22 protein-coding genes are annotated in these 22,399 nt (G+C 69.7%); 9 read left to right on the top strand and 13 right to left on the bottom strand.

The window, feature by feature from the left end; genetic code table 11:
* Positions 1–8 precede the first annotated feature (8 nt).
* On the top strand, positions 9–209 hold the full coding sequence (locus ACFYZE_RS10475) for a hypothetical protein (RefSeq protein WP_388990875.1): 201 nt from the start codon (positions 9–11) through the stop codon (positions 207–209).
* Here the strand turns inward: ACFYZE_RS10475 and ACFYZE_RS10470 are convergent.
* The 3 genes from ACFYZE_RS10470 to ACFYZE_RS10460 are packed head-to-tail and all read right to left on the bottom strand — an operon-like array spanning position 206 to position 1,812.
* Positions 206–955, bottom strand: a complete 750-nt coding sequence (locus ACFYZE_RS10470; protein ID WP_388990874.1) for a VOC family protein — start codon at positions 953–955, stop codon at positions 206–208. The two genes, ACFYZE_RS10475 and ACFYZE_RS10470, sit on opposite strands and share 4 nt — an antisense overlap.
* Positions 952–1,371, bottom strand: coding sequence for a VOC family protein (locus tag ACFYZE_RS10465; RefSeq protein WP_388990872.1), 420 nt, complete (start codon positions 1,369–1,371; stop codon positions 952–954). Before ACFYZE_RS10465 ends, ACFYZE_RS10470 begins: the two co-directional genes overlap by 4 nt.
* Positions 1,372–1,380: 9 nt before the next feature.
* Positions 1,381–1,812 carry a helix-turn-helix transcriptional regulator gene (locus ACFYZE_RS10460; protein WP_388990870.1) on the bottom strand — a complete coding sequence of 144 codons (432 nt, stop codon included), beginning with the start codon at positions 1,810–1,812 and terminating at the stop codon, positions 1,381–1,383.
* 101 nt (positions 1,813–1,913) lie between these two features.
* On the opposite strand from ACFYZE_RS10460, the gene ACFYZE_RS10455 reads away from it, so the two are divergent.
* Positions 1,914–2,297, top strand: coding sequence for a hypothetical protein (locus ACFYZE_RS10455; RefSeq protein ID WP_388990868.1), 384 nt, complete (start codon positions 1,914–1,916; stop codon positions 2,295–2,297).
* A 128-nt stretch (positions 2,298–2,425) separates the two neighbouring features.
* Here the strand turns inward: ACFYZE_RS10455 and sodN are convergent, their stop codons facing one another.
* Entirely contained in the window at positions 2,426–2,821 is a 396-nt protein-coding gene (gene sodN, locus ACFYZE_RS10450) for a superoxide dismutase, Ni (RefSeq protein ID WP_103839348.1), read from the bottom strand.
* A gap of 146 nt (positions 2,822–2,967) precedes the next feature.
* On the opposite strand from sodN, the gene sodX reads away from it, so the two are divergent.
* On the top strand, positions 2,968–3,402 hold the full coding sequence (sodX, locus tag ACFYZE_RS10445) for a nickel-type superoxide dismutase maturation protease (RefSeq protein WP_388990866.1): 435 nt from the start codon (positions 2,968–2,970) through the stop codon (positions 3,400–3,402).
* Here sodX and ACFYZE_RS10440 read toward each other — a convergent pair.
* On the bottom strand, positions 3,306–3,935 hold the full coding sequence (locus ACFYZE_RS10440; protein WP_388990865.1) for a CGNR zinc finger domain-containing protein: 630 nt from the start codon (positions 3,933–3,935) through the stop codon (positions 3,306–3,308). The genes sodX and ACFYZE_RS10440 overlap by 97 nt on opposite strands.
* 101 nt (positions 3,936–4,036) lie before the next feature.
* On the opposite strand from ACFYZE_RS10440, the gene ACFYZE_RS10435 reads away from it, so the two are divergent.
* On the top strand, positions 4,037–4,807 hold the full coding sequence (locus tag ACFYZE_RS10435) for a class I SAM-dependent methyltransferase (protein ID WP_388990863.1): 771 nt from the start codon (positions 4,037–4,039) through the stop codon (positions 4,805–4,807).
* A gap of 309 nt (positions 4,808–5,116) precedes the next feature.
* Here ACFYZE_RS10435 and ACFYZE_RS10430 read toward each other — a convergent pair whose 3' ends face one another.
* From ACFYZE_RS10430 to ACFYZE_RS10420, 3 genes are read right to left on the bottom strand one after another with little or no spacing between them, the layout of a single operon-like run.
* Positions 5,117–5,914: an amino acid ABC transporter ATP-binding protein gene (locus tag ACFYZE_RS10430; RefSeq protein WP_388990861.1), complete on the bottom strand. Its 798-nt coding sequence runs from the start codon at positions 5,912–5,914 to the stop codon at positions 5,117–5,119.
* Positions 5,911–6,840 (bottom strand): amino acid ABC transporter permease, encoded by a 930-nt coding sequence (locus ACFYZE_RS10425; protein WP_388990859.1) that lies wholly within the window; start codon positions 6,838–6,840, stop codon positions 5,911–5,913. Before ACFYZE_RS10425 ends, ACFYZE_RS10430 begins: the two co-directional genes overlap by 4 nt.
* Positions 6,841–6,869: 29 nt before the next feature.
* Positions 6,870–7,838, bottom strand: coding sequence for an ABC transporter substrate-binding protein (locus ACFYZE_RS10420; RefSeq protein WP_388990857.1), 969 nt, complete (start codon positions 7,836–7,838; stop codon positions 6,870–6,872).
* A gap of 537 nt (positions 7,839–8,375) precedes the next feature.
* Between ACFYZE_RS10420 and ACFYZE_RS10415 the strand changes: the two genes are divergently transcribed.
* The 4 genes from ACFYZE_RS10415 (at position 8,376) to ACFYZE_RS10400 (ending at position 11,789) form a co-directional block, all read left to right on the top strand.
* Entirely contained in the window at positions 8,376–9,599 is a 1,224-nt protein-coding gene (locus tag ACFYZE_RS10415; RefSeq protein WP_388990855.1) for an NADP-dependent malic enzyme, read from the top strand.
* Between the two features lie 302 nt (positions 9,600–9,901).
* Positions 9,902–10,867, top strand: a complete 966-nt coding sequence (locus ACFYZE_RS10410) for a zinc-binding dehydrogenase (protein ID WP_388990854.1) — start codon at positions 9,902–9,904, stop codon at positions 10,865–10,867.
* Between the two features lie 146 nt (positions 10,868–11,013).
* A complete protein-coding gene (locus ACFYZE_RS10405) occupies positions 11,014–11,223 on the top strand; it encodes a helix-turn-helix domain-containing protein (protein ID WP_018571396.1) in 210 nt (69 codons plus the stop codon).
* Positions 11,223–11,789: a Clp protease N-terminal domain-containing protein gene (locus ACFYZE_RS10400; RefSeq protein ID WP_388990852.1), complete on the top strand. Its 567-nt coding sequence runs from the start codon at positions 11,223–11,225 to the stop codon at positions 11,787–11,789. Before ACFYZE_RS10405 ends, ACFYZE_RS10400 begins: the two co-directional genes overlap by 1 nt.
* A gap of 44 nt (positions 11,790–11,833) precedes the next feature.
* On the opposite strand, the gene ACFYZE_RS10395 is transcribed toward ACFYZE_RS10400, so the two are convergent.
* From ACFYZE_RS10395 to ACFYZE_RS10380, 4 genes are all read right to left on the bottom strand, one after another.
* Entirely contained in the window at positions 11,834–12,910 is a 1,077-nt protein-coding gene (locus ACFYZE_RS10395; protein WP_388990850.1) for a helix-turn-helix transcriptional regulator, read from the bottom strand.
* A 1-nt stretch (position 12,911) separates the two neighbouring features.
* A complete protein-coding gene (locus tag ACFYZE_RS10390) occupies positions 12,912–13,847 on the bottom strand; it encodes a DUF4097 domain-containing protein (protein WP_388990848.1) in 936 nt (311 codons plus the stop codon).
* A 216-nt stretch (positions 13,848–14,063) separates the two neighbouring features.
* Entirely contained in the window at positions 14,064–14,243 is a 180-nt protein-coding gene (locus ACFYZE_RS10385) for a DUF6104 family protein (protein ID WP_388990846.1), read from the bottom strand.
* Positions 14,244–14,290: 47 nt separating this feature from the next.
* Complete coding sequence (locus tag ACFYZE_RS10380) at positions 14,291–17,914, bottom strand: NACHT domain-containing protein (RefSeq protein WP_388990844.1); 3,624 nt, start codon at positions 17,912–17,914, stop codon at positions 14,291–14,293.
* A gap of 115 nt (positions 17,915–18,029) precedes the next feature.
* On the opposite strand from ACFYZE_RS10380, the gene ACFYZE_RS10375 reads away from it, so the two are divergent.
* On the top strand, positions 18,030–18,296 hold the full coding sequence (locus ACFYZE_RS10375) for a hypothetical protein (RefSeq protein WP_388990842.1): 267 nt from the start codon (positions 18,030–18,032) through the stop codon (positions 18,294–18,296).
* Positions 18,297–18,373: 77 nt separating this feature from the next.
* On the opposite strand, the gene ACFYZE_RS10370 is transcribed toward ACFYZE_RS10375, so the two are convergent.
* Positions 18,374–22,204 (bottom strand): multifunctional oxoglutarate decarboxylase/oxoglutarate dehydrogenase thiamine pyrophosphate-binding subunit/dihydrolipoyllysine-residue succinyltransferase subunit, encoded by a 3,831-nt coding sequence (locus ACFYZE_RS10370; protein ID WP_388991441.1) that lies wholly within the window; start codon positions 22,202–22,204, stop codon positions 18,374–18,376.
* Positions 22,205–22,399: the final 195 nt, after the last annotated feature.

Below are 22,399 nucleotides of genomic sequence, written 5' to 3'. Positions count from 1 at the left end.
CTGGGGGCATGGGCAGCCAGGACCCCGTCTGCCCGTCCTGCGGGCAGCCCGTCGCCACCGTCGTACGGCGCCACAAGACGCTGGGCGCCGTGGTTCCCGTATGGCGCCCCGGCCCCTGCCGGAATCCGCGGTGCCCGGCCTACGCGGCCCGGGAACCCGAGGAGACGCAGTCGAAACGGCACGGCGAACGCACCCCGGGAGACCGCTAGCCGGGCAGGCCGCCTGTCCAGGGGTCGCGGCCCGTCAGGCAGTAGGTGCCGCCCGCCGGGTCGCTCATCACAGTCCAGTGGGTGCCGTCGGCGACGTGCGTGGCGCCGAGCCGCTCGTGCCAGGCCAGGGTCGCGGCGATGTCCGCGCACGCCAGGTCCAGGTGGACCGAGGCGGGGCGTTCGGTGCCGAGGCGTTGCAGCAGAATACGGACGGGGAGGCCGGCGGGCGCCCTGACCACGTGGAACTCCGGGAGCGAGCCGGGGGAGGACTCCCAGTCGGTGAGCTCGGTCCAGAAGGCGACCTCGGCGTCGAACACGGACGGGGAGAGGTCGAGGCACACCTGGTCGAGCCGGCAGGCCGCGCCGTCGGGGCCCTCGACCAGGGGCGGCCGAACGGACTCGCCGTGCCAGGGCACCGCGCAGAACAGCACCCCGCCGGGGGAGCGGAGGACCGCCCAGCCGGAATGGTCGGCGACGACGTCCGCGCCCAGCCGACGCGCCGCCGCCACGAGCGCGGGCACGTCCTCCACCGCGAGGTCGAGATGGGCGCCGCCGCCCGCGCGTACGGCCTGCGCCTTCAGGCAGGCGTCGCCCGACCGCGGCAGCAGCGTCAGGAACTCGCCGTCCTCGCCTCGGGGTTCGGACGGCTTGGTGTCCGTGACGGCGGTCCAGAAGTCGCAGGACCGACCGAATTGCTGGGCGGGCCGGTCGACGAAGGCGTACGTCCAGCGGATCGGTTCGCTCATCGGGCGCTCCGGCGCTCCAGGAAGCGCAGCAGGTTGCCGGCCGGGTCGCGGAAGGCGCAGTCCCGTACGCCGTACGGCTGGTCCATGGGCTCCTGGAGCACCTCCGCGCCGGACGCCTGGACCCGGGCGAAGAGGGCGTCGCAGTCCTCGGTGGAGAAGATGACGCCGCGCAGGACGCCCTTGGCCAGCAGCTCCGCCATCGCCTGGCGGTCGGCGGGGGAGGCGTCGGGGTTCGCCGCCGGGGGCTCCAGAACGATCTCCACGTCCGGCTGGAGCGGTGAGCCGACCGTCACCCAGCGCATTCCCTCGAAGCCGACGTCGTTGTGCACCTCCAGGCCGAGGACGTCCCGGTAGAAGGCGAGCGCCTTGTCGTGGTCGTCGACGGCGATGAAGCACTGGGCGAGTTTCAGGTCCATGAGGCCAGGCTAGAGCTGCTCCCGGGGATCTGTGCGTGTGTCGCCCGGCCGCCCACGGCGCGGGCGTGTCAGCCCCTTCGCCACGCACGGCGGTATCGCGGCCCCCTGCTCGTGCGACCGTGCCCGGTACGCGCTCGGCGTCTCGCCGACCAGTTCCGTGAACCGTGAGCTGAAGGACCCCAGCGAGGTGCAGCCCACGGCGATGCAGACCTCCGTCACGGTCAGGTCGCCGCGCCGCAGCAGCGCCTTGGCCCGCTCGATACGGCGGGTCATGAGGTAGCCGTACGGCGTCTCCCCGTACGCCTCGCGGAAGCTGCGCTGGAAGTGCCCCGGCGACATCAGCGCGGTACGCGCCAGCGCCGGTATGTTCAACGGCTCGGCGTACTCACGGTCCATCCGGTCGCGCGCACGCCGCAGCCGGACCAGGTCCTCCACATCCACGCCGTCAGCATCGCACGGTCCTGTTCCTCTACGCCGAGTCGGTCCCCGTCCACGACCCCCACGGGCACGCGGCGGCGTTCCGCGCCGAGGCCCGCGCCCTGGTGGCGGCGGGTCCCGACCCACTGACTCGCAAGGAGCGCGACGACACCCGCTACGGGCTCACCGATCTGCTGGACGACCTGGCCGACGTCCAGGACCGCCACGAGCAACTGGTCCTCGCGGACCGGGTGCTGAGGAGCGCGTCCATCCTGCTGACGGACCACCACCCCGCATGGTGGGGCAACGGCAAGTGGCTCCCGCGCCGCCTGACGGCCGCCGACCCGGTCCTCGGCGCCGCCCTCCTGCAGGCACACCTCACGCTCGCCGAACACGCCGACCCCGCCCCGCTGACCGCGATGGCGCAGGAGATCCTCGACCTCATGGGCGGCCCCCTGCGGGAAGGCTGCTCGAGTCTGTGGGCCGAGCGCGGGAAGAACGGGGAATGAGCCGCGTTCCCCGTGGACCGGCGACAACGCGACGGGGCCCGGCCGGTTGTGCGGCCGGGCCCCGTCGGGTGTGGAGCGGACCTGCGAGGGTGCACCGCTCGCCGGTCGGTCGTGGGCAAAAGACCTGGTCAGGCCTTCTTGGTCTCCCAGAAGATCTTGTCGATCTGGGCGATGTAGTCCAGTGCCTTCTGACCCGTCGCCGGGTCCGTCGAGCCCTTGGCGGCCGAGAGGGCCTTCAGGGTGTCGTTGACCAGCTGGTGCAGCTCCGGGTACTTCTCGAAATGCGGGGCCTTGAAGTAGTCGCTCCACAGCACCGACACGTGGTGCTTGGCGAGCTCGGCACGCTGCTCCTTGATGGTGGTGGCGCGCGCCTGGAAGTGCGGGTCGTCGTTGGCGGCCATCTTCTCCTGGATGGCCTTCACCGACTCCGCCTCGATGCGGGCCTGAGCCGGGTCGTAGACACCACAGGGGAGGTCGCAGTGGGCGCTGACCTTGACCTTCGGGGCAAACAGGCGGGAGAGCATGAAGCTGTCCTTCCTCGTGATCGTCATCTCAGGTGGGACATTACTCCGTAGGGGACCGGTTTTGGCGAGTGCCCCCAGGGGCTTACGCCAAAAGTCCAGGGTGAGACTGGGACTGGTGGAGGAACGGACCGGGGAGGTGCCGGGTGATGCCGGAGCTGTCACAGGAGACCGAACGCACGAGGGCGTTGCTGCCGCTGGGGGTGGCTGAGGTCACAGGGCCGTCCATGGTGCCCACGCTCCAGCACGGGGACCGGCTGCTCCTCCAGTACGGGGCCCGGATCCGGCCCGGTGACGTCATCGTGCTGCGCCACCCCTTCCAGCAGGACCTGCTGGTCGTCAAGCGTGCCGTGGAGTTGCGCGAGGGCGGCTGGTGGGTGCTCGGCGACAATCCGTACGCGGGTGGGGACAGCACCGACTACGGCACCGTCCCCTGGGAACTGGTCCTCGGGAAGGTGTGGTTCCGTTACCGTCCGCTCCGCGACGATCAGCGCTCGGCGTTCGCGCGGCTGCGCTGGGCGCTCTCCGCCGCCCGGCCCGTGCTCTCCGACCGGTCCGCCTCCAAGCGCTTGCGGGCCCGGTAGGCGGCCACGTTCGCGCGTGTCGCGCAGCGGTCCGAGCAGTAGCGCCGGGAGCGGTTCGTCGAGGTGTCGAGGTAGGCGTTGCGGCAGGGGGCCGCCTCGCACAGGCCCAGGCGGTCCACGCCGTACTCGGTGAGGTGGAAGGCGAGCCCCATCGTGGCGATGGCCGCGTAGCCCGCGGTCGCGTTCGACGGGTGGTCAGCGAGGTGCATGTGCCACAGAGGGCGGTCGTCGTCGTCCCGGTGGTCGTGCCCGGAGATCTGCGGGCTCACCGGGAATTCGAGGAGCAGGGAGTTCAGCAGGTCCACGGCGAGTGTCTCGTCGCCCCGGTCCGCCGCCTCGAAGACGGAGCGCAGCCGGGCCCGGACCGAGCGGAAGCGGGTCACGTCTGCGTCGGTCGCACGGCGGGCCGCCGACTGGTTGCCCCCGAAGAGGTCGCGGACGGCCTCCACCGAGGTCAGCGAGTCCTTGCCCCGGGCCGGTTCCTCGCTGTTCACGAGACGTACGGCGTAGTCCGAGTAATAGGCCAGTTCCACTTGTAGTCCTTACGAAGGCGCTCTATCGTCGTGGGTGCGGTGCGTAACAGATGACCCTGCGTCCAGGGTATTACGCAGTTCTGTGAAGGAGGGGGCTTCCGTTGGACACAACGACCGGATCCACGACGGGCACCGACTGGCAGGCATGGCAGGAGAGCTGGGACCGCCAGCAGGAGTGGTACATGCCCGACCGCGAGGAACGCTTCCGGATCATGCTGGACATGGTCGAGGCGTTCGTGGGCGCCGAACCCCGTGTGCTCGACCTCGCGTGCGGCACCGGCAGTATCACCGCCCGGCTCCTCGCCCGCTTCCCGAAGGCCACCAGCACCGGCGTCGACCTCGACCCGGCCCTGCTCACCATCGCGCGCGGCACGTTCGAGGGCGACGACCGCGTCACGTTCGTCGAGGCAGACCTCAAGGACCCCGACTGGCCGGCGCGCCTGCCCTACGACGCGTACGACGCCGTCCTCACCGCCACGGCCCTCCACTGGCTGCGCGCCGAGCCCCTGGAGGCCCTCTACGGCCGGATCGCGGAACTCGTCCGCTACGGCGGCGTCTTCATGAACGCCGACCACATGATCGACGACACCACGCCCCGGATCAACGCGGCCGAAAGCGCGCAGCGGCACGCCCGCATGGACCAGGCCATGCGTGACGGCGCCTTCGACTGGGCGGAGTGGTGGGCGCTGGCGGCCAAGGACCCCGTCCTGGCCGCGCCCACCGCCCGCCGCTTCGAGATCTACGGCGCCCACGCCGACGGCGACATGCCCTCCGCCGCCTGGCACGCGCGCGTACTGCGCGAGAAGGGCTTCGCCGAGGCCCGCCCGGTGTGGTGCTCCCCCTCGGACACGCTGCTGCTGGCCCTCAAGTAGGGCCGAAGTTCTGCTGCTGTGCCGCGCGACTCCCTTGATCCGCGTTGTCGGGCGTCGTTAGCGTGTCCCTGTCAATTCGAATGTTTGTGTGCGCTTGTGCGTCCTCGCACGCCTGGCTGACCACCAGGGAGCGCGCCTGACGAAGGGGGAAGTGTGCGCAGCAAGCTGCTCGGCGCCGAGGTGGAACAACCGCTGGCAGGGCTGAAGTTCCAGCCTGCGGGCTGATCTCTCTGCCTTGACCGATTTCGTGGCCCCCGGACTGTCGAGGCGGGCCTGCCATGGCACACATGGCAGGCCCGCCTCGTCCATTCACAGCACCTTGGACAGGAAGGACTTCGTCCGCTCGTGCTGGGGGTTCGTCAGGACCTCGCGCGGGTGGCCGGACTCGACCACCACACCGTCGTCCATGAAGACGAGCGAGTCGCCGACCTCCCGGGCGAAGCCCATCTCGTGCGTGACGACGATCATCGTCATGCCGTCCTCCGCGAGGTCCCGCATGACGTCGAGGACCTCGCCGACCAGCTCCGGGTCGAGGGCCGAGGTCGGCTCGTCGAAGAGCATCAGCTTGGGCTCCATCGCCAGAGCGCGGGCGATGGCGACGCGCTGCTGCTGTCCGCCGGAGAGCTGGGCGGGGTAGTGGCCGGTACGGTCACCGAGGCCGACCCGGTCCAGCAGCCGCTGCGCCCGCTCCCGAGCGGCGGCCTTGCTCTCGCGCTTGACCTGGACCGGCGCCTCCATGACGTTCTCCAGCGCCGTCATGTGCGGGAAGAGGTTGAAGCGCTGGAACACCATGCCGATGTCCCGTCGCTGCGCCGCGACCTCCTTCTCCTTCAGCTCGTAGAGCTTGTCGCCCTTCTGCCGGTAGCCGACCAGGTCCCCGTCGACGTACAGCCGCCCGGCGCTGATCTTCTCCAGGTGGTTGATGCACCGCAGAAAGGTGGACTTGCCCGAGCCGGAGGGGCCGATGAGGCAGAACACCTCCCTCGGGTTCACCTCCAGGTCGATGCCCTTGAGGATGTGCGAGAGACCGAAGGACTTGTGGACGCCCTCCGCCTTGACCATCGGACCGCCGCCGCTCTTGGCGATGTCCTTGCTGAGACTGCTCATCGGGCCACCTCCGGGCGACGGAACGAACCGAACAGACGGAGGTTCCTCTTCAGTCGCTGCAGCGGGGTCGGCGGCAGGTTGCGCGTCGAACCGCGGGCGTAACGGCGTTCGATGTAGTACTGGACGATGCTGAAGATCGTGGTCAGGATCAGGTACCAGATCGACGCCACGAAGTACATCTCCACGACCGCCAGCGAGGTGCTGGAGATGTCCTGGGACCGCTTGATGAGTTCGTTGAACTGGACCGCGTAGGCGAGCGACGAGGTCTTCAGCATGTTGATGAACTCGTTGCCCGTCGGCGGGACGATCACCCGCATCGCCTGCGGGAGGATCACGCGCCGCAGGGTCTGACCCTGGGTCATGCCCAGCGCGTGCGACGCCTCCGTCTGCCCCTCGTCCACCGACTGGATACCGGCCCGCACGATCTCCGACATGTACGCGGCCTCGTTCAGGCCGAGTCCGAGCAGGGCCGTCAGGAACGGGGTCATGACCTCGTTCATCTCGTTCTTGTAGAACCCCAGGTTGAGGATGGGGAACACCAGCGAGATGTTGTACCAGAGCAGCAGCTGCACCAGCACCGGAGTGCCGCGGAAGAACCACACGTAGAACCAGGCCACGGTGCTGGTGACCGGGTTCGACGACATCCGCATGACCGCGAGGACGACGCCCAGGGCGAGGCCGAGCACCATGGCGAGCACGGAGATGTACAGCGTGTGCCAGGCTCCGGAAAGGATCGTCCCGTCCGTGAGATAGTCCGGGATCACGCTGTAATTGATCTTCGCGTTGGAGAACGCGATCCCGATCAGCACCACCACGGCGACGACCAGGACGCCGGCCACCCAGCGGCCGTAGTGGCGCACCGGTATGGCCTTGATCTGCTCCGGCGGCACCGTCGGCGCCGGAATCTTGTCGACAGTGTCAGTCACGGTGACTGCCCTTCAGTGTTGCGTGAGGTTCAGGAGCCGCCGTTGATCTTCGCCTCGGTCACCGCGCCGTCCGTGACGTTCCACTTCTGCAGGATCTTCTGGTACTCGCCGTTCTTGATGATCGCGGTCATGGCCGCCTGCAGGGCGTCGCGCAGCTGGGTGCTCTCCTTGCTGACCGCGATGCCGTACGGACCTGCCTCGATCTGCTCGCCGACGACCTCGAAGTCCTTGCCGTCGCCCGAGGTCTTGGCGTTGTAGGCCGCGACCGGGAAGTCGTTGAGGTCCGCGACCGACGCGCCCTGCTTGAGGCGGAGCAGAGCCTCGGGGTCGGTGTCGAAGGTCTGCAGCGTGATGGCCTTCTTGCCGTCCTTCGTGCACTTCGTGCTCTGCGCCTTGGCGACGCCCTCGGACGTGGTGCCCTGCTGCAGGGCCACCACCTTGCCGCACAGGTCGTCCAGCGACTTGACGCCCTTCGGGTTGCCCTTCTGGACGAGGATCGAGGTACCGGCGGTGAAGTAGTCGACGAAGTCGACACCGTTGCCGATCTTCTTGCCGGTGTCGGAGTCGATGCCGTTCTGGCGGTCCTTGGTGTCGTTCATCGCGGACATGATCACGTTGAACCGCTTGGCCTGCAGCCCCAGGATGAGCTGGTTGAACTTGCCGTTCTGGAAGTCGAACCGCACGCCGAGCTGCTTGCCGAGCGCCTCCGCGATGTCCGGGTCGATGCCGACGGCCTTGCCGCCCTGCATGTACTCGACCGGAGCGTACGAGATGTCGGAGCCCACCTTGATGACGCCCGCGTCACGGATGTCCTTGGGGAGCTTGCCGGCGAGCGGCGCCGAGGACGTGGACGAACCGCCGCCGCTGTTGTTGGTGCTGCCCTTGTCCGTGTGGTCGCCGCAACCGGCAAGCACCAGGGTGCCCGCGACCGCGATGGCGCCGACCCCGGCTATTCGGGAGCGCGTGGCGGTCGTACGACGGGTGGAGCGTGCGGTCATGGTGGTTCCTCCGGCGGAATGGGTTGTGCCGACGGGTCGACGAGTACACACACCTTCGGGTGTCGCGACCTCGTGTGATTGAGGCATCTTGCCAGTCGCACCGCGGCATTCAGGTGACCCGCTATGTCAAAATCGGATAACGGGTGACCCCCGAACCGCCTCGGGCGGCCGATTTCGGCCGCACCTTGTGCGGGAATCCTTCCTTCCGGCCGGAAGATCTGCGGTGCATCTCACCATGCGGTCGGTCTCACGCCCGCGCGCGTGATCGTGTGAGGGCGTGCAGCGGACTTGTCCACATTTTCGGCCATGAGTCATCTCACCGGCGTGTGACCTTCGCGTTATGGACTCGTCCCGGACACCATCCGTCCGGTAAGAAGGTGCGTTACACCCCTCATCCGGGGCTCAGGGCGCGTGTGCGGCGCGCCCGTCGCGTATGTGCCCTCACGCACCAGTCACATGGGCCGTACGCGGTGCCCGCCCACCCCTCAACCAGGAGTGGTCACCCTCAACCCATGCAGATCTAAGGGGTACAAGACAGTGGCAGCGGAGATCGTCAACTCGCGCAGCGACAGCAACGCGGACCAGGACGGCGGGGCGGAGCCCCACGATTCCTTCGATCCGGCGTTCGCGCTGCACCGCGGCGGCAAGATGGCCGTGCAGGCCACCGTGCCGGTCCGTGACAAGGACGACCTGTCCCTCGCCTACACGCCCGGCGTGGCCCGGGTGTGCACGGCCATCGCGGAACAGCCGGAGCTGGTCCACGACTACACATGGAAGTCCTCGGTCGTCGCCGTGGTGACCGACGGCACGGCAGTACTGGGGCTCGGCGACATCGGCCCCGAGGCCTCCCTCCCGGTGATGGAGGGCAAGGCGATCCTGTTCAAGCAGTTCGGCGGCGTGGACGCGGTGCCGATCGCGCTGGACTGCACGGACGTGGACGAGATCGTCGACACCGTGGCCCGGCTCGCACCCTCCTTCGGAGGTGTCAACCTGGAGGACATCTCGGCGCCGCGGTGCTTCGAGATCGAGCGCCGGCTCCAGGAGCGGCTGGACATCCCGGTCTTCCACGACGACCAGCACGGCACGGCCGTGGTGACGCTGGCCGCCCTGCGGAACGCGGCGCGGCTGACCGGGAAGGGGCTCGGCGACCTGCGGGCCGTCATCTCCGGCGCCGGCGCGGCGGGCTTCGCCATCGCGAAGATGCTGGTCGAGACGGGGATCGGCGATGTCGCGGTCGCCGACCGCAAGGGGGTCGTCTCGCGGGAGCGGGACGACCTGACGCCGGTCAAGCGAGAGCTCGCCGATTTCACCAACAAGGCGGGGCTTTCGGGGTCTCTCGAGCACGCCCTTGAGGGCGCCGACGTCTTCATCGGAGTCTCCGGCGGCACCGTGTCGGAGGAGGCGGTGGCGTCGATGGCGGAGGGTGCCTTCGTCTTCGCGATGGCCAACCCGAACCCGGAGGTGCATCCGGACGTCGCCCACAAGTACGCGTCCGTGGTGGCGACCGGCCGCTCCGACTTCCCGAACCAGATCAACAACGTGCTCGCGTTCCCCGGCATCTTCGCCGGAGCCCTCCAGGTGCGGGCGTCCCGCATCACGGAGGGGATGAAGATCGCGGCGGCGGAGGCGCTGGCAGGGGTCGTCGGGGACGATCTCGCCGCCGACTATGTGATCCCCTCCCCGTTCGACGAGCGGGTCGCCCCCGCGGTGACGGCGGCGGTGGCCGCGGCGGCCCGGGCGGAGGGCGTGGCTCGCCGGTAACGGTGTGCCGGGTGGGCGGGGGGCTTTCCTCCCGCCCACCCGCGTGTGTGGAGCGCGGCTTCAGGCCCGGTGTCCGCACGGCACCCGGCGTCGGTGCGGGCCGGGCGTCGGCTGCGCTTTCCGGCGCCGGCAGGGCGCCTCTCCCAGAGGGGGTTCTTCCGCGCCCACCCGTGCCGTCCTGGGGCCCCAGGCCGTCGCGGGGGAGGCACGACTGCCCGCCGCTGCGTACGCGCCCCCAGCGGGATGCGTGTCACAGTCGGCCATGGTTCCGTGACTCCCTGGCGGAGCCTAATCTCAAGGTCATGTTCGCTGCCTACGCCGCCCGTATCGACCGCGACAACCCCCTCTCCGGCCTTGAGCTGGGAGAGCGCCCGGCCCCCGAGCGGAGGCCCGGCTGGACTACCGTGACCGTCAAGGCCGCCTCCCTCAACCACCACGACCTCTGGTCCCTCAGGGGCGTGGGACTCTCCGAGGACAAGCTCCCCATGATCCTCGGCTGCGACGCGGCCGGCGTCGACGAGGACGGCAACGAGGTCGTCCTCCACTCCGTCATCGGACAGACCGGCCACGGCGTCGGCCCCGACGAGCCGCGCTCCATCCTCACCGAGCGCTACCAGGGCACGTTCGCCGAACAGGTCTCCGTCCCCACCTGGAACCTCCTTCCCAAGCCCGGGGAACTCTCCTTCGAGGAGGCCGCCTGCCTCCCCACCGCCTGGTTGACCGCCTACCGGATGCTGTTCACCAACGCCGGCGTCCGCCCCGGTGACTCCGTCCTCGTCCAGGGCGCAGGCGGCGGTGTCGCGACCGCCGCGATCGTGCTCGGCAAGGCGGCCGGCCTCAGGGTCTTCGCCACCAGCCGGGACGAGGCCAAGCGCAAGCGGGCCGTGGAACTGGGCGCCGTGGAGGCCCTGGAGTCCGGCGCCCGGCTGCCGCAGCGCGTGGACGCCGTCATCGAGACCGTCGGTGCCGCCACCTGGTCCCACTCGGTCAAGTCCCTGCGTCCCGGAGGCACCCTGGTCATCTCGGGCGCCACCAGCGGTGACCGGCCCTCCCACGCCGAACTCACCCGCATCTTCTTCCTCGAACTGAAGGTCGTCGGCTCCACCATGGGCTCCAAGGACGAACTTGAGGACCTGCTCTCCTTCTGCGCCGCCACCGGCGTACGCCCCGTCATCGACGAGGTCCTTCCCCTCGACCGCGCCCGCGAGGGCTTCGAACGCCTCGAAGCCGGAGACCAGTTCGGGAAGATCGTGCTTACGGCCAACTGACGGCCAACCGACCGCCCACTGACGGCATTTTCCTCTACGTGCCCATGGCGGGCTCGGGAATCGTCCCGAGCCCGCCATGGGCGTTTCTGCGACCGGTGTGTCAACCAGGGTTGACAATCGATGCCGTGTCAACCTATGTTGACACCATGACCGAAGCAACGGATCTCGCCGAACGCGCAGGCGACCGCGATCCGCGAGTCGGGCTGCGAGCCGTCGCCGCGCTGCGCAGGCTGCTGGAGCAGCTGGAGGCGGTGCAGGTGCGCAGCGCGCGCAATCAGGGCTGGTCGTGGCAGGAGATCGCCGCGGAACTCGGAGTCAGCAGGCAGGCCGTGCACAAGAAGTACGGGAGGCAGTGATGTTCGAGCGGTTCACCCAGGACGCCCGCGCCGTGGTCACCGGCGCCGTCGCGCACTGCGAACGTGCCGGTGAGCAACGCGTCGACGAAGCCCACCTGTTGCTCGCGCTCCTCGAGGGGGAGGGTGGCCGTGCCGCGTCCGCCCTGGCGGCGCTGGGGCTGACCGAGCGGCGCGACGCGGTCGAACGGGACCTCGCCGAGGCCCGCCGTCGCGGCGGGCTCACCCGCGCCGACGCGGAGGCTCTCGCCGGGCTCGGCATCGACCTCACCGAGATCGTCTCCCGCGTCGAGGAGGCCCACGGACAGGGCGCGCTGGCCGCGACCCACGCAGGTGCCGTACGGCGGTCCGGGCGCCGCCCCTTCACCGGCGGCGCCAAGGACGTACTCACCCGGTCCCTGCGCGCCGCCCTGGCGCACGGCGACCGGCATATCGGCGACGAGCACCTGCTCCTCGCCCTGACCGCCCGCCCCGGCGTCCCCTCCGAGGTCCTCGCCGACCACGGAGTGACCTATGCGGCCGTGGAGGACCTGCTGTGGGGAGGCAGCGGCCGGGCGGCGGCGGGGTGAGCCTGCCGCCGGGTGACGCTCGGCCGGCGGTGAGGTGAGGAGCCCTACCCCTTCCGTGACCGCAGCGTCGCCCCGATGTGCGCCGCTGCCGTCGACAGATGCCGGCGGGTGTCGCGCAACTGCTCCTCGGTCACCCCGTGATCCCGGGCCGCGTCGCGGATGTCGTCACGGAAGCGGTCAAGAAGCCGGTCCAGGGCGCGGGCCGGGTCGCCCGGGAAGTCCTCATGCGCCCAGGACGGCTCGTAGGCCCCCGGGAAATCCTCGGGCGTCGTCGCGTACTCGGGCTGCTCCGGCGTCTTGCGCGCATCCGCGGCCCCCGGACGCCCGAAGCCGAAGTCCTTGCCGAAGTCCTTGCCGAAGTCCTTGCCGAAGTCCTTGCCGAAGTCCTTGCCGAACTCGCCGAACTCCTTTGCCAGTTCGGTCAGGCCTTCCCGGACGCCCTTCGGCCAGTCGCCCCGCGCGAAGTGGTCCTGGACCTGCTCCTGCACCCGTCGCGCCATGCGCTGCAGCTCCTCCTGCGCCTGGGCGCGCGCCCTCTCCTGTGCCTCCTTGGCCTGACGGCGTGCCCGCTGGGCCTCCTCACGGGCCCGCCGGCTCTCGTCCTTGGCGCGCCGGGCCTGCTCCTTCCACTCCTGCTTGACGCGGCGCATCTCCTCCCGGGCGGCGCGCCACGCCTCCTTCTCCGCCTGGTCGCCGTACCCCCCGTAGGCACCCTCGTGCTCCTTGGTGCCCCGGCGCGCCTCGGAGACCGCGGCCCGCATCTCGCGGCGAAGGTCGCCCGCCGCCCCCCGCACATCCGCCTGGATCTCGGCGGCCAGCTCGGCGACCGACTCGCGGATCTCCAGCTCCAGGTCGGCCAGTTCACCGCTGCGGTCGGCCAGTTCGGCACGGCCCGCGTCCGTGATGGCGTACACCTTGCGGCCGCCCTCAGTGGTGTGCGTGACCAGGCCCTCGGCCTCCAGCTTGGCCAGCCGGGGGTAGACGGTGCCGGCGGACGGTGCGTACAGCCCCTGGAAGCGCTCCTCCAGCAGCCGGATCACCTCGTATCCGTGGCGTGGTGCCTCGTCGAGGAGCTTCAGCAGGTAAAGCCGCAGGCGTCCGTGCGCGAAGACGGGAGGCATGTCAGAGCCCCTTCCGCTCGGTGGGGCCGCCGGTCGTGCCGTGGGCGGAACGGTCTGCCGGGACGGCGGTGTCGTCGCCGCTGGTGCCGGGGGACGCCTCGGCGGGCGGCGTGTCCCATGGCTCGTCCTCGGCGGGTGGGCGGCGCAGCAGGGCGATGGAGCCGGAGACCGTGGTCGCCTTCAGCCGGCCGTTGCCCCCGCCCAGGCGGCCCGTGATCTTCTTCGCGCCCCACTGCCCGGTGACGCGCAGGTCGTCGAAGGCGTTGGACACGGTGCCGCTCGCGGTGTTCGCCTCCACCTGCGCGTCCGCCGGGTGAGGGAGACGGATGGCGATCTCGCCCGAGACGTTCGTCAAGTGGGCGTCGGTGGGACCGCCCGTGGGATCGAGGTCCAGGATGATCGAGCCGCTGACGGAGTCGGCCTTCACGGACGGGCACCCGCCCTCGATGACGGTCAGGTCGCCGGACACGGAGTTGAGCCGCAACTCGCCGGTGACGCCCTGGGCCTCCACGCTTCCCGACACCGTGGTGGCGTGGACCGGGCCGGAGAGCCCGGCCAGGGTCGTCGCCCCCGTGACGCTCTTGACGTCGGCGCCGCCGTCGATCCCGGAGACCAGGGCGTCGGCCCCGACCACGCCCACCTCCACGCGGGTGGACGCCGGGACGGCGAGGGAGACCACCGCGCTGCGACGCCAGCCCTTGGGATCGAGCCACTTGAGGAAGCCCTTCCAGGGCAGGTCGTCGTAGGCCACGGTGAGGGTGCCGTCCTTCTGCGTCACCGTCAGGGCGGGGCCCTCGACCTGCGAGACCTCCAGCCGGGCGGAACCCTCGTCGGTGCCCACCACGTTCACCGTTCCGTTGACGATGCGCACATGGAGTGCCGTCACCGGGTCATCGAAGGTGAGCTTCCTCGGCTCGGCGACGGACCACTCGGACATGGTGCTGACCTCCTCGGCCGGTGCGGGCGGGGCGAGCGACGGGCGGGCGCCTCGACACGCTCGACACGCTCGACACACGTCGATGAACGCGGCATATCGCGTCTTCGCTATTCACGATATATCGCGGCCGCGGGAAGTCAAGACACCCGATCCAGTGATCACCCACCAACGGGTGGGACAGCGCCCGTGAACGGGGCGCCCCGCCCTGTCGGCTGCCTACTCGTCGTCCTCGTCGTCCAGCCGTGCCAGCCAGGTCGCCAGCCGCTCCACCGGTACCTCGAAGTCCGGGTTGAGGTCGACGAACGTACGGAGCTGCTCGGCGAGCCACTCGAAGGTGATCTCCTCCTGGCCGCGCCGCTGTTCCAGTTCCTCGATGCCGCGGTCGGTGAAGTACATGGGGATGCTCTCCTGCGTTCGTAAGCTGCGATGGTGCCGGAACCAGCCTACGGACCGGCCGGGAGCGCCGCGGGATAGCTCCGCTCCCCTTCCTCGAGCCAGGCGAGGAGCTGCCGGAGGCGCAACGAGCGGGAGGGGTGGGGCGCTTCCTCGGAGAGGATGTCCGTGATCCAGGTGATGGCCTCCGCCGTGGCCCCTGCCGCCTGCATATCGGCGAAGAGGGCGACTTCCAGGTTGCCGTTCGAATCCGACTGGGAAAGGACGTGGCGCCACACTGTCATCGCAGCGTCGCGTCGACCGAGCGCGGCACAGTGTCCGGCGACTTCCCGGATCTGGTCCCAGCTCAGCCAGCATCTTTCCACCGCCACGCGCACCGCCAGCGGCACGGCTGCTGCGCCTTCCACGCTGAGCAGGGCCCGAAGCCCCGACATCACGGCCTTCCCGTCCGCCGACGGCAGGGCGATGAGGCAGCGGCTCAGCTCACTGATCACAGGCAGCAGTCGGTCCGCCTGTTCCGTGCAGGCGGGGAGAGCCTTGATCACCCCCTGCAGCCAGTTGCTGTTCACGGCCAGCATGGGAGTGGACTTCCAGATGTCCGGGAACAGCTCGGCGGCGGATATGCCGCGGACCTTGATCAAGATCTGAGCGGCCGTCTCGTACCCGTCCTCCAGCGCGTTGGGCGTGCGCAGGGCGAGTTCAGCGACCTCACAGGCCTCGGCGGGTGCTCCTGCGTCGAGGAGGACCCGGGCCATCTCGGGACGATCGTGGGGCAGCACGCGTCGACCGCGTGAGGTGTGCTCCATGATGTGCTCGACGGCCGACAGGCCCTCGGCTCGCAGCCAGGTGGCCACCGACTCGTCGGCGTACCCGATGAACTCACCAGAGCGGTCGAGCATGTCCCGGGCCCATGCCGCAGCCTCCGCCCGTCCGCCCAGTCCGGTCAGAGCCGCACGGAGGCGGGCGGGGATCCAGGGGTAGTGGCCGAGATCCGGGGAGCTGCGTTCCAGGGCGCTGACCAGCACCGGGCGGCTCTCATCACCGCATACGGCGATGAGGGTCGCCGTGGCCCAGTCCAGCGGATCCGTCCACAGCTGATCGGACGCCAGGAGATGCCGGGCGAGTTCGGCGGCTGCCTGCTGCTCATCGAATTTCTCCAGCACTTTGCCGGCGCTCATACAACTCAGGGAATCGCACGCGGGTCGCCGAAGGACCAACTCCACGACCTGCTCGGCGACCTGGCTGCGCGTCGCTTCTGGAGTCACCGTCATCCATGCTTCCGTGGCCTTGCCCACCGTCGTGGACCGGACGGAGTGGTCGGCCAGCACGGTGCCCGCCAACTGCTCCACGTCCTCCGACATATCCATCTGGGCCAACGCCTCCAGAACGAAGCCGGTCATCGACGGGTACACGGCCGGGGACGACATGACAGCGAGAGCGCGTCGGCGCACCGCCTCCTTCGCACTGGGGCCGAGGACGCAGGCGATCTCAGCAGCCTTGTCCAGTGAGTCGTACACACCTCCCAGCACGCCGATCAGCAGCTCTTCGGCGACATCGGCCGGTCCGAACCGGCTGAACGCCCGGAGCGCGAGCAGCCGCTCCTCGACCGGCATGTCCACGGATCGCGCCATGTCTTCCAGCCGGTCGGCGACGGTGGGCACGTGACCCAGGCCGCCGAGGACCTTGAAGGCCTCAGCCTGATCGTCGCGGTCCCAGCCACTGCAGGCGATGCCGACCAGCCGCTCGACCAGCTGCTGGGAAGCAGCGGCGCCGAACCTGACTCCCTCGGCGAGAAGCAGACCAGCCAGCAGTGGTCGCTCGTTGCCTCCCGCGGTGCCCGAGAGAAGGCGTTCCGCGACCAGGTCCGGGTCACAATCGGGCCTGTCCGCCCACAGACACAGCACGAAAACGGCCAGCGTCTGGTCGTCGTCCTGAACGGCCCGCCAGAACCACGACTCCAGTTCCGGGAAGTCTGCACGTGCCTCGGCGGCGTAGGACTCGGCGGCGAAGTATTCGGCGAAGGAGTGGTGCAGGAAACGAAAGCCGTTCTCCGCGCCGACGAGCAGTCCGGTGCCGCGCAGGAAACCGGAGAGGTCGTCCTGCCAGTCGGGCAGCCTGTCCACCAGTGCCGGTATCTGTCCCCGTACCCAGTCAGCGGCCGCGTCGAGCAGCGGGCCTTTCTTCTCCAGCCGGTGACGGCCCAGCATCCGGAGCATGGCACGTTTGTTGCTGTCCAGCCAAAGGTGCAGTTCCAGGCGATCCGGCTCGTCGCGGAGACGGTGGCGTAGAGCACTCCGCCCGGTCGAGGAGTGCCGGGCTCCCTGAACGAGCAGACGTGCGAAGAACGCCTGGTAGAGACTCACCCGGTTCGTGGGCAGCGGGCGACTGGGACTGATGGTCGCGTTCACCGCCGCGATGGTGGCCAACAGCGGATTGCTCACGAGTTCCCGTAGACGGCTGTCCTCGGTCTCCTTGAGGAAGCGATCGGCGGCAGAGGATGCCTGCTCGTCGCCGAACTGCGCGGCGAACCAGCTGGCGGCGAACTCGCGCAGTTCCTCGGGGCCGAACGGTTCCAGCATGTAGTCGCCGAACGCCACCGTGCGGAGCGGCGACAGTTCGGCATCGGGAAGGGAACGGCTGGTGATGACGAAGCGATAGTCGCTGTCGGTGCGAGCGAACTGTGCGATCGTCCTGATGACTGCCCTGCGCGCGTCGTGGTCGGTGATCTCGTCCAAACCGTCCAGGAGGACGAGCCAACGGGCGCCGTGCACGCGGCCCCGGAAAAGCCAGGGGGCGGGGTCCGCCACGAGGGAGGACCCCATGCTGCGGCGCACGGCACGGTCCAGTGTCGCGCTCCATGAGGCCGACTCCCCGACCAGCGTGTGGGCGGCGATCCGCACCGGCAGGACGGGCTCCTTCAGTGGCGCGGACAGGCTGGTCTCCTGGCGCGTCCAGATGCGGGCCAGGGTCCAGGCGAGATGGCTGGTCAGCGTAGACTTGCCGGCTCCGGGTTCCCCGGTGATCAGCAGGTGTTCGTGACGGGCGAGCGCGTCGTGAACCGGCATCCTGGCCTCCACGCGCGGTGGCTCGGCGTTCCGGTCGGGTTCGCTATCGGCGTTCCGGTCGGGTTCGCTATCGGCGTTCCGGTCGGGTTCGCTGCGCGGTTCACCCCTGCGCCGTTCCGTGGTCTCCGGAACGGCGTCGCGAGATGCACGGACCCGCTGGCGGACGTAGACAGCCGACAACGGCGGTTCCTCCACGTCCAGCGTGTCGTACGGCAAACGCTCGACCGCACGCGCCTGCGCCTCCAGCAGGGTCTTCAGGGAGAGGCTGGGCTGCGGGAGTTCCGCCCATGAGGTCAGCTGCGGTTCCTTGGCCTCCCGGGCGGCCTCCGCGGTGCGGTCCATGGCCTCCCTGGCGTGGACCCACAGCGGCAAGACCTCGGCCGGCTCACGGCCGAGGGCCACGGCGTAGGCCTTGACCTGCTGGAGCCTTGGCAGTTCAGCGGCGTTGTGGATGCCGTACACCACGCGCTTGGGGGCGACTTCGTCCTGGACGACGGCGCCGGGGCTCCGGTACCCCGCCTTCCTGAACGCCTGGGCGAACCACTCCGCCAACTCCTCAAGCTCCGGGTGCCGTTGCCGGTCCCCTTTCGGTGGTCGTCCCCCGGTCATGGCCCCCTCGCCGATTTCCGAATTTCCCGCAGTTTCCCCAGCGTAGAGGGAAACCCTTGCCCGGTCCCAGAGTTGAGGCAGCCACCCGCCAGCCGCCCGTCCGAGGGAGACCTCTGTGCCGACGACCGCCACCGACCCCGTTCTCACCATCGCCGTCGTCCTGGTGAGTGCGCTGACCACGCTGGTCCGCGCCTGGATCGCCCACCGCACGGCCGTAAGCAGGGAGCAGGAGCACACCGAGCGGACACGTATCGCCGTGGGCGGCTCCGCGAGCGAGCACCGGGCCGCCGTGGTGAGGGCCTGCGCCGAGTTGGAGGCGGCGGCCCAGCAGCCGGCGGCGCGGCAGCCGGCCCTCAGGCGGCGCGGACCGCGCAGCCCGTGAGCCGTCCGGGACACGGAAAAGGCCCGGCCCGAGTCACGCGGACTCGGGCCGGGCCCCTCGTGGTGCTCCGGTGAGGCCTACGCCTCGAACACCTCACGCACCAGCTGCTCCTGCTCCGCCTGGTGCCGCTTCGCCGAGCCCACCGCCGGGGACGACGAGTGCGGGCGGGAGATGCGGCGCAGGCGCTCGCCGGCCGGGATGTCCGCGCCGACCGCCAGGTCCAGGTGGTCGATCAGGTTCAGGGCGATGAACGGCCAGGCGCCCTGGTTCGCCGGCTCCTCCTGGGCCCACAGGTACTTCTCGGCGTTCGGGTACTTCTTGATCTCTTCCTGGAGCTCCGCACCCGGCAGCGGGTACAGGCGCTCGAGGCGGATGATCGCGGTGTCCGTGATGCCGCGCTTCTGCCGCTCGGCGTCGAGGTCGTAGTACAGCTTGCCGGCCACGAAGACGACCTTGCGGACGGCAGCGGGGTCCACCGTCGAATCGCCGATGACCGGGCGGAACTGACCCGACGTGAACTCCTCCGTCTTCGATGCGGCGGCCTTGAGACGCAGCATCGACTTCGGGGTGAAGACCACCAGCGGCTTGTGGTGCGGGTTGTGCACCTGCCAGCGCAGGAGGTGGAAGTAGTTCGACGGGAGGGTCGGCATGGCGACCGTCATGTTGTTCTGGGCGCAGAGCTGGAGGAACCGCTCGACGCGGGCCGAGGAGTGGTCCGGTCCCTGACCCTCGTAGCCGTGGGGGAGCAGCAGGACGACACCGCTCGTCTGGCCCCACTTCTGCTCGGCCGCCGAGATGTACTCGTCGACCACCGTCTGCGCGCCGTTGACGAAGTCGCCGAACTGCGCCTCCCACATCACGAGCGCGTCGGGGCGGGCCAGTGAGTAGCCGTACTCGAAGCCCATGACCGCGTACTCGGACAGGAGGGAGTTGTAGACGTTGTAGCGCGCCTGGTCCTCGGCCAGGTACTGGAGCGGGGTGTACTCCTCGCCCGTCCGGCGGTCGATGAGGACCGCGTGGCGCTGGCCGAAGGTGCCGCGCTGGGAGTCCTGGCCGGACAGGCGGACCGGGGTGCCCTCCAGGAGGAGGGAGCCGACCGCGAGGGTCTCGCCCATGCCCCAGTCGATCGTGCCGTCCTCGACCATCGCCGCCCGGCGCTGCAGCTGCGGCAGCAGACGCGGGTGCACGTGGAAGGAGTCGGGGATGTTGACCTGGGACTCGGCGATCCGCTTCACGACCTCCGTGGAGATCGCGGTGTTCACGGCGACCGGGAACTCCGCCTGCGGGTCCGGCACCGGGCCGGCGGTCGGCTGGGCCGTGGTGGCCTCGCGGACCTCCGTGAAGACCTTCTCCAGCTGGCCCTGGTAGTCCTGCAGCGCCTGCTCGGCCTCCTCCAGGGTGATGTCGCCGCGACCGATCAGGGACTCGGTGTAGAGCTTGCGCACCGAGCGCTTCTTGTCGATCAGGTCGTACATCAGCGGCTGGGTGAAGGCCGGGTTGTCCGACTCGTTGTGACCGCGGCGGCGGTAGCAGATGAGGTCGATCACCACGTCCTTGTTGAACGCCTGGCGGAACTCGAAGGCCAGACGCGCCACGCGCACGACCGCCTCCGGGTCGTCGCCGTTCACGTGGAAGATCGGGGCCTCGATCATGCGGGCCACGTCCGTCGCGTACATCGAGGAGCGCGAGGACTCGGGGGCCGCGGTGAAGCCGACCTGGTTGTTGATGACGATGTGGACCGTGCCGCCGGTGCGGTAGCCGCGCAGCTGCGACATGTTCAGGGTCTCGGCCACCACGCCCTGGCCCGCGAAGGCCGCGTCGCCGTGGATCGCCACCGGCAGGACCGTGAAGTCCGTACCGCCCTTGTTGATGATGTCCTGCTTGGCCCGGGTGATGCCCTCGATGACCGGGTCGACCGTCTCCAGGTGGGACGGGTTCGCGGCCAGCGAGACCTTGATCTGCTCGCCGTCCAGACCCGTGAAGGTGCCCTCGGCGCCCAGGTGGTACTTCACGTCGCCGGAGCCGTGCATCGACTTCGGGTCGAGGTTGCCCTCGAACTCGCGGAAGATCTGCGCGTACGACTTGCCGACGATGTTCGCCAGCACGTTCAGGCGGCCGCGGTGGGCCATGCCGATGACGACCTCGTCCAGGCGGGACTCGGCAGCGGAGTCGATCACCGCGTCGAGCAGCGGGATGACGGACTCGCCGCCCTCGAGGGAGAAGCGCTTCTGGCCGACGTACTTCGTCTGCAGGAAGGTCTCGAAGGCCTCCGCCGCGTTCAGGCGGCGCAGGATGCGCAGCTGCTCCTCGCGCTCCGGCTTGGTGTGCGGGCGCTCCACGCGGTCCTGGATCCACTTGCGCTGCTTGGGGTCCTGGATGTGCATGTACTCGATGCCGGTGGTGCGGCAGTACGAGTCGCGCAGCACGCCGAGGATGTCGCGCAGCTTCATCATCGACTTGCCGGCGAAGCCGCCGACGGCGAACTCGCGCTCCAGGTCCCACAGGGTGAGGCCGTGCTCGACGATGTCCAGGTCGGGGTGCTTGCGCTGGCGGTACTCCAGCGGGTCGGTGTCGGCCATGACGTGGCCGCGGACCCGGTAGGAGTGGATCAGCTCGAAGACGCGGGCGGCCTTGGTGACGTCGTCGTCGTGCGAGGCGTCGATGTCCTTGAGCCAGCGGACCGGCTCGTAGGGGATGCGCAGGGCCTCGAAGATCTCGTCGTAGAAGCGGTTCTCGCCGAGGAGGAGGCCCGCGACGATGCGCAGGAACTCGCCGGAGGCGGCGCCCTGGATCACCCGGTGGTCGTAGGTCGACGTGAGCGTCATGACCTTGGAGATGCCGAGCTTGTTCAGGGTGTCCTGGGAGGTGCCCTGGAACTCCGCCGGGTAGTCCATGGAACCGACGCCCATGATCACCGACTGGCCGGGCATCAGGCGCGGCACCGAGTGGACCGTGCCGAGGCCGCCGGGGTTGGTGAGGGAGACGGTGACGCCGGTGAAGTCGTCCATCGTCAGCTTGCCGTCGCGGGCACGGCGGACGATGTCCTCGTAGGCCTGCCAGAACTCGAAGAAGTTCAGCGTCTCGGCCTTCTTGATCGCCGCGACGACGAGCTGGCGGTCGCCGTTGGGCTTGACCAGGTCGATGGCGAGGCCGAGGTTGACGTGGTCCGGCTTGACGAGGGTGGGCTTGCCGTCCTTCTCCGCGTAGTGCCAGTTCATCGACGGCATCGCCTTGATGGCCTGGACCATCGCGTAGCCGATGAGGTGGGTGAAGGAGATCTTCCCGCCGCGGGCGCGCTTGAGGTGGTTGTTGATGACGATCCGGTTGTCGAAGAGCAGCTTCACCGGGACCGCGCGCACGGACGTGGCCGTGGGGATCTCCAGGGAGGCGTTCATGTTCTTCGCGACGGCGGCGGCGGGGCCGCGCAGCGTCACCAGTTCGGGGCCGGCGGGGGCCTCGGACACGGGCTCGTCCTTCTTGGGCTGGGCAGGGGCCGCGGCGGGCTTCGCGGCGGCGGGTGCGGCGGGCTTGGCCGGAGCCGGTGCGGCGGCCGCCGGAGCGGGCTTCGCCGGGGCCGGCGCGGCGGCCGGCTGCGGTGCGGCGGCGGCCGGGGCCTGCGGTGCGGCGGGGGCCGCGGGCGCGGCCTGCGCCGCCTGGGGCGCCGTGGTGGTCTCCGCGGCCCCCGCAGCCGCGGTACCCGACGGAGCCGAGGAGGCAGCCGCGGCGGCCCCCGGCTTGTAGTCGGCGAAGAAGTCCCACCAGGCGCGGTCTACCGAATTCGGGTCCTGGAGGTACTGCTGATAGATCTCGTCGACGAGCCACTCGTTGGGACCGAACGCAGCAGCGGGGTTCTTCCCGGCTTGGTCGTCGGTCGAGACGCTCGGGTTACTGGGGGACTGTGGCGACACGGCGGCAACCGCCCTCTTCCGCTTCACAAGGTGATTGGACAGCGGGAATAAAGGCTACGCCTCCAAGACCGCGAAGGTCAGGTCGGGCCGGTTCATCGTCGCGTAAGTCACATCGGAAAGTGCGTTTCAGGGGTTGAAATGGCGGGAAACAAGCGTGGTTCCGGTTGTGGGCGGGTGCGACGACCCGGACCCGGC

It is taken from the genome of Streptomyces sp. NPDC001796 (assembly GCF_042892355.1).
Taxonomy (GTDB): domain Bacteria; phylum Actinomycetota; class Actinomycetes; order Streptomycetales; family Streptomycetaceae; genus Streptomyces.
Note: the sequence above shows the minus strand (reverse complement) of the source record. Positions and strands in the feature narration are given on the sequence as shown.

Excerpts from the sequence above, each read along its gene's own strand:
- ACFYZE_RS10475 (WP_388990875.1), top strand. The coding sequence starts at position 9 with ATGGGCAGCCAGGACCCCGTCTGCCCGTCCTGCGGGCAGCCCGTCGCC.
- ACFYZE_RS10470 (WP_388990874.1), bottom strand. The coding sequence starts at position 955 with ATGAGCGAACCGATCCGCTGGACGTACGCCTTCGTCGACCGGCCCGCC.
- ACFYZE_RS10465 (WP_388990872.1), bottom strand. The coding sequence starts at position 1,371 with ATGGACCTGAAACTCGCCCAGTGCTTCATCGCCGTCGACGACCACGAC.
- sodN (WP_103839348.1), bottom strand. The coding sequence starts at position 2,821 with ATGCTCTCCCGCCTGTTTGCCCCGAAGGTCAAGGTCAGCGCCCACTGC.
- sodX (WP_388990866.1), top strand. The coding sequence starts at position 2,968 with ATGCCGGAGCTGTCACAGGAGACCGAACGCACGAGGGCGTTGCTGCCG.
- ACFYZE_RS10430 (WP_388990861.1), bottom strand. The coding sequence starts at position 5,914 with ATGAGCAGTCTCAGCAAGGACATCGCCAAGAGCGGCGGCGGTCCGATG.
- ACFYZE_RS10420 (WP_388990857.1), bottom strand. The coding sequence starts at position 7,838 with ATGACCGCACGCTCCACCCGTCGTACGACCGCCACGCGCTCCCGAATA.
- ACFYZE_RS10410 (WP_388990854.1), top strand. The coding sequence starts at position 9,902 with ATGTTCGCTGCCTACGCCGCCCGTATCGACCGCGACAACCCCCTCTCC.
- ACFYZE_RS10405 (WP_018571396.1), top strand. The coding sequence starts at position 11,014 with ATGACCGAAGCAACGGATCTCGCCGAACGCGCAGGCGACCGCGATCCG.
- ACFYZE_RS10400 (WP_388990852.1), top strand. The coding sequence starts at position 11,223 with ATGTTCGAGCGGTTCACCCAGGACGCCCGCGCCGTGGTCACCGGCGCC.
- ACFYZE_RS10395 (WP_388990850.1), bottom strand. The coding sequence starts at position 12,910 with ATGCCTCCCGTCTTCGCGCACGGACGCCTGCGGCTTTACCTGCTGAAG.
- ACFYZE_RS10390 (WP_388990848.1), bottom strand. The coding sequence starts at position 13,847 with ATGTCCGAGTGGTCCGTCGCCGAGCCGAGGAAGCTCACCTTCGATGAC.
- ACFYZE_RS10385 (WP_388990846.1), bottom strand. The coding sequence starts at position 14,243 with ATGTACTTCACCGACCGCGGCATCGAGGAACTGGAACAGCGGCGCGGC.
- ACFYZE_RS10380 (WP_388990844.1), bottom strand. The coding sequence starts at position 17,914 with ATGACCGGGGGACGACCACCGAAAGGGGACCGGCAACGGCACCCGGAG.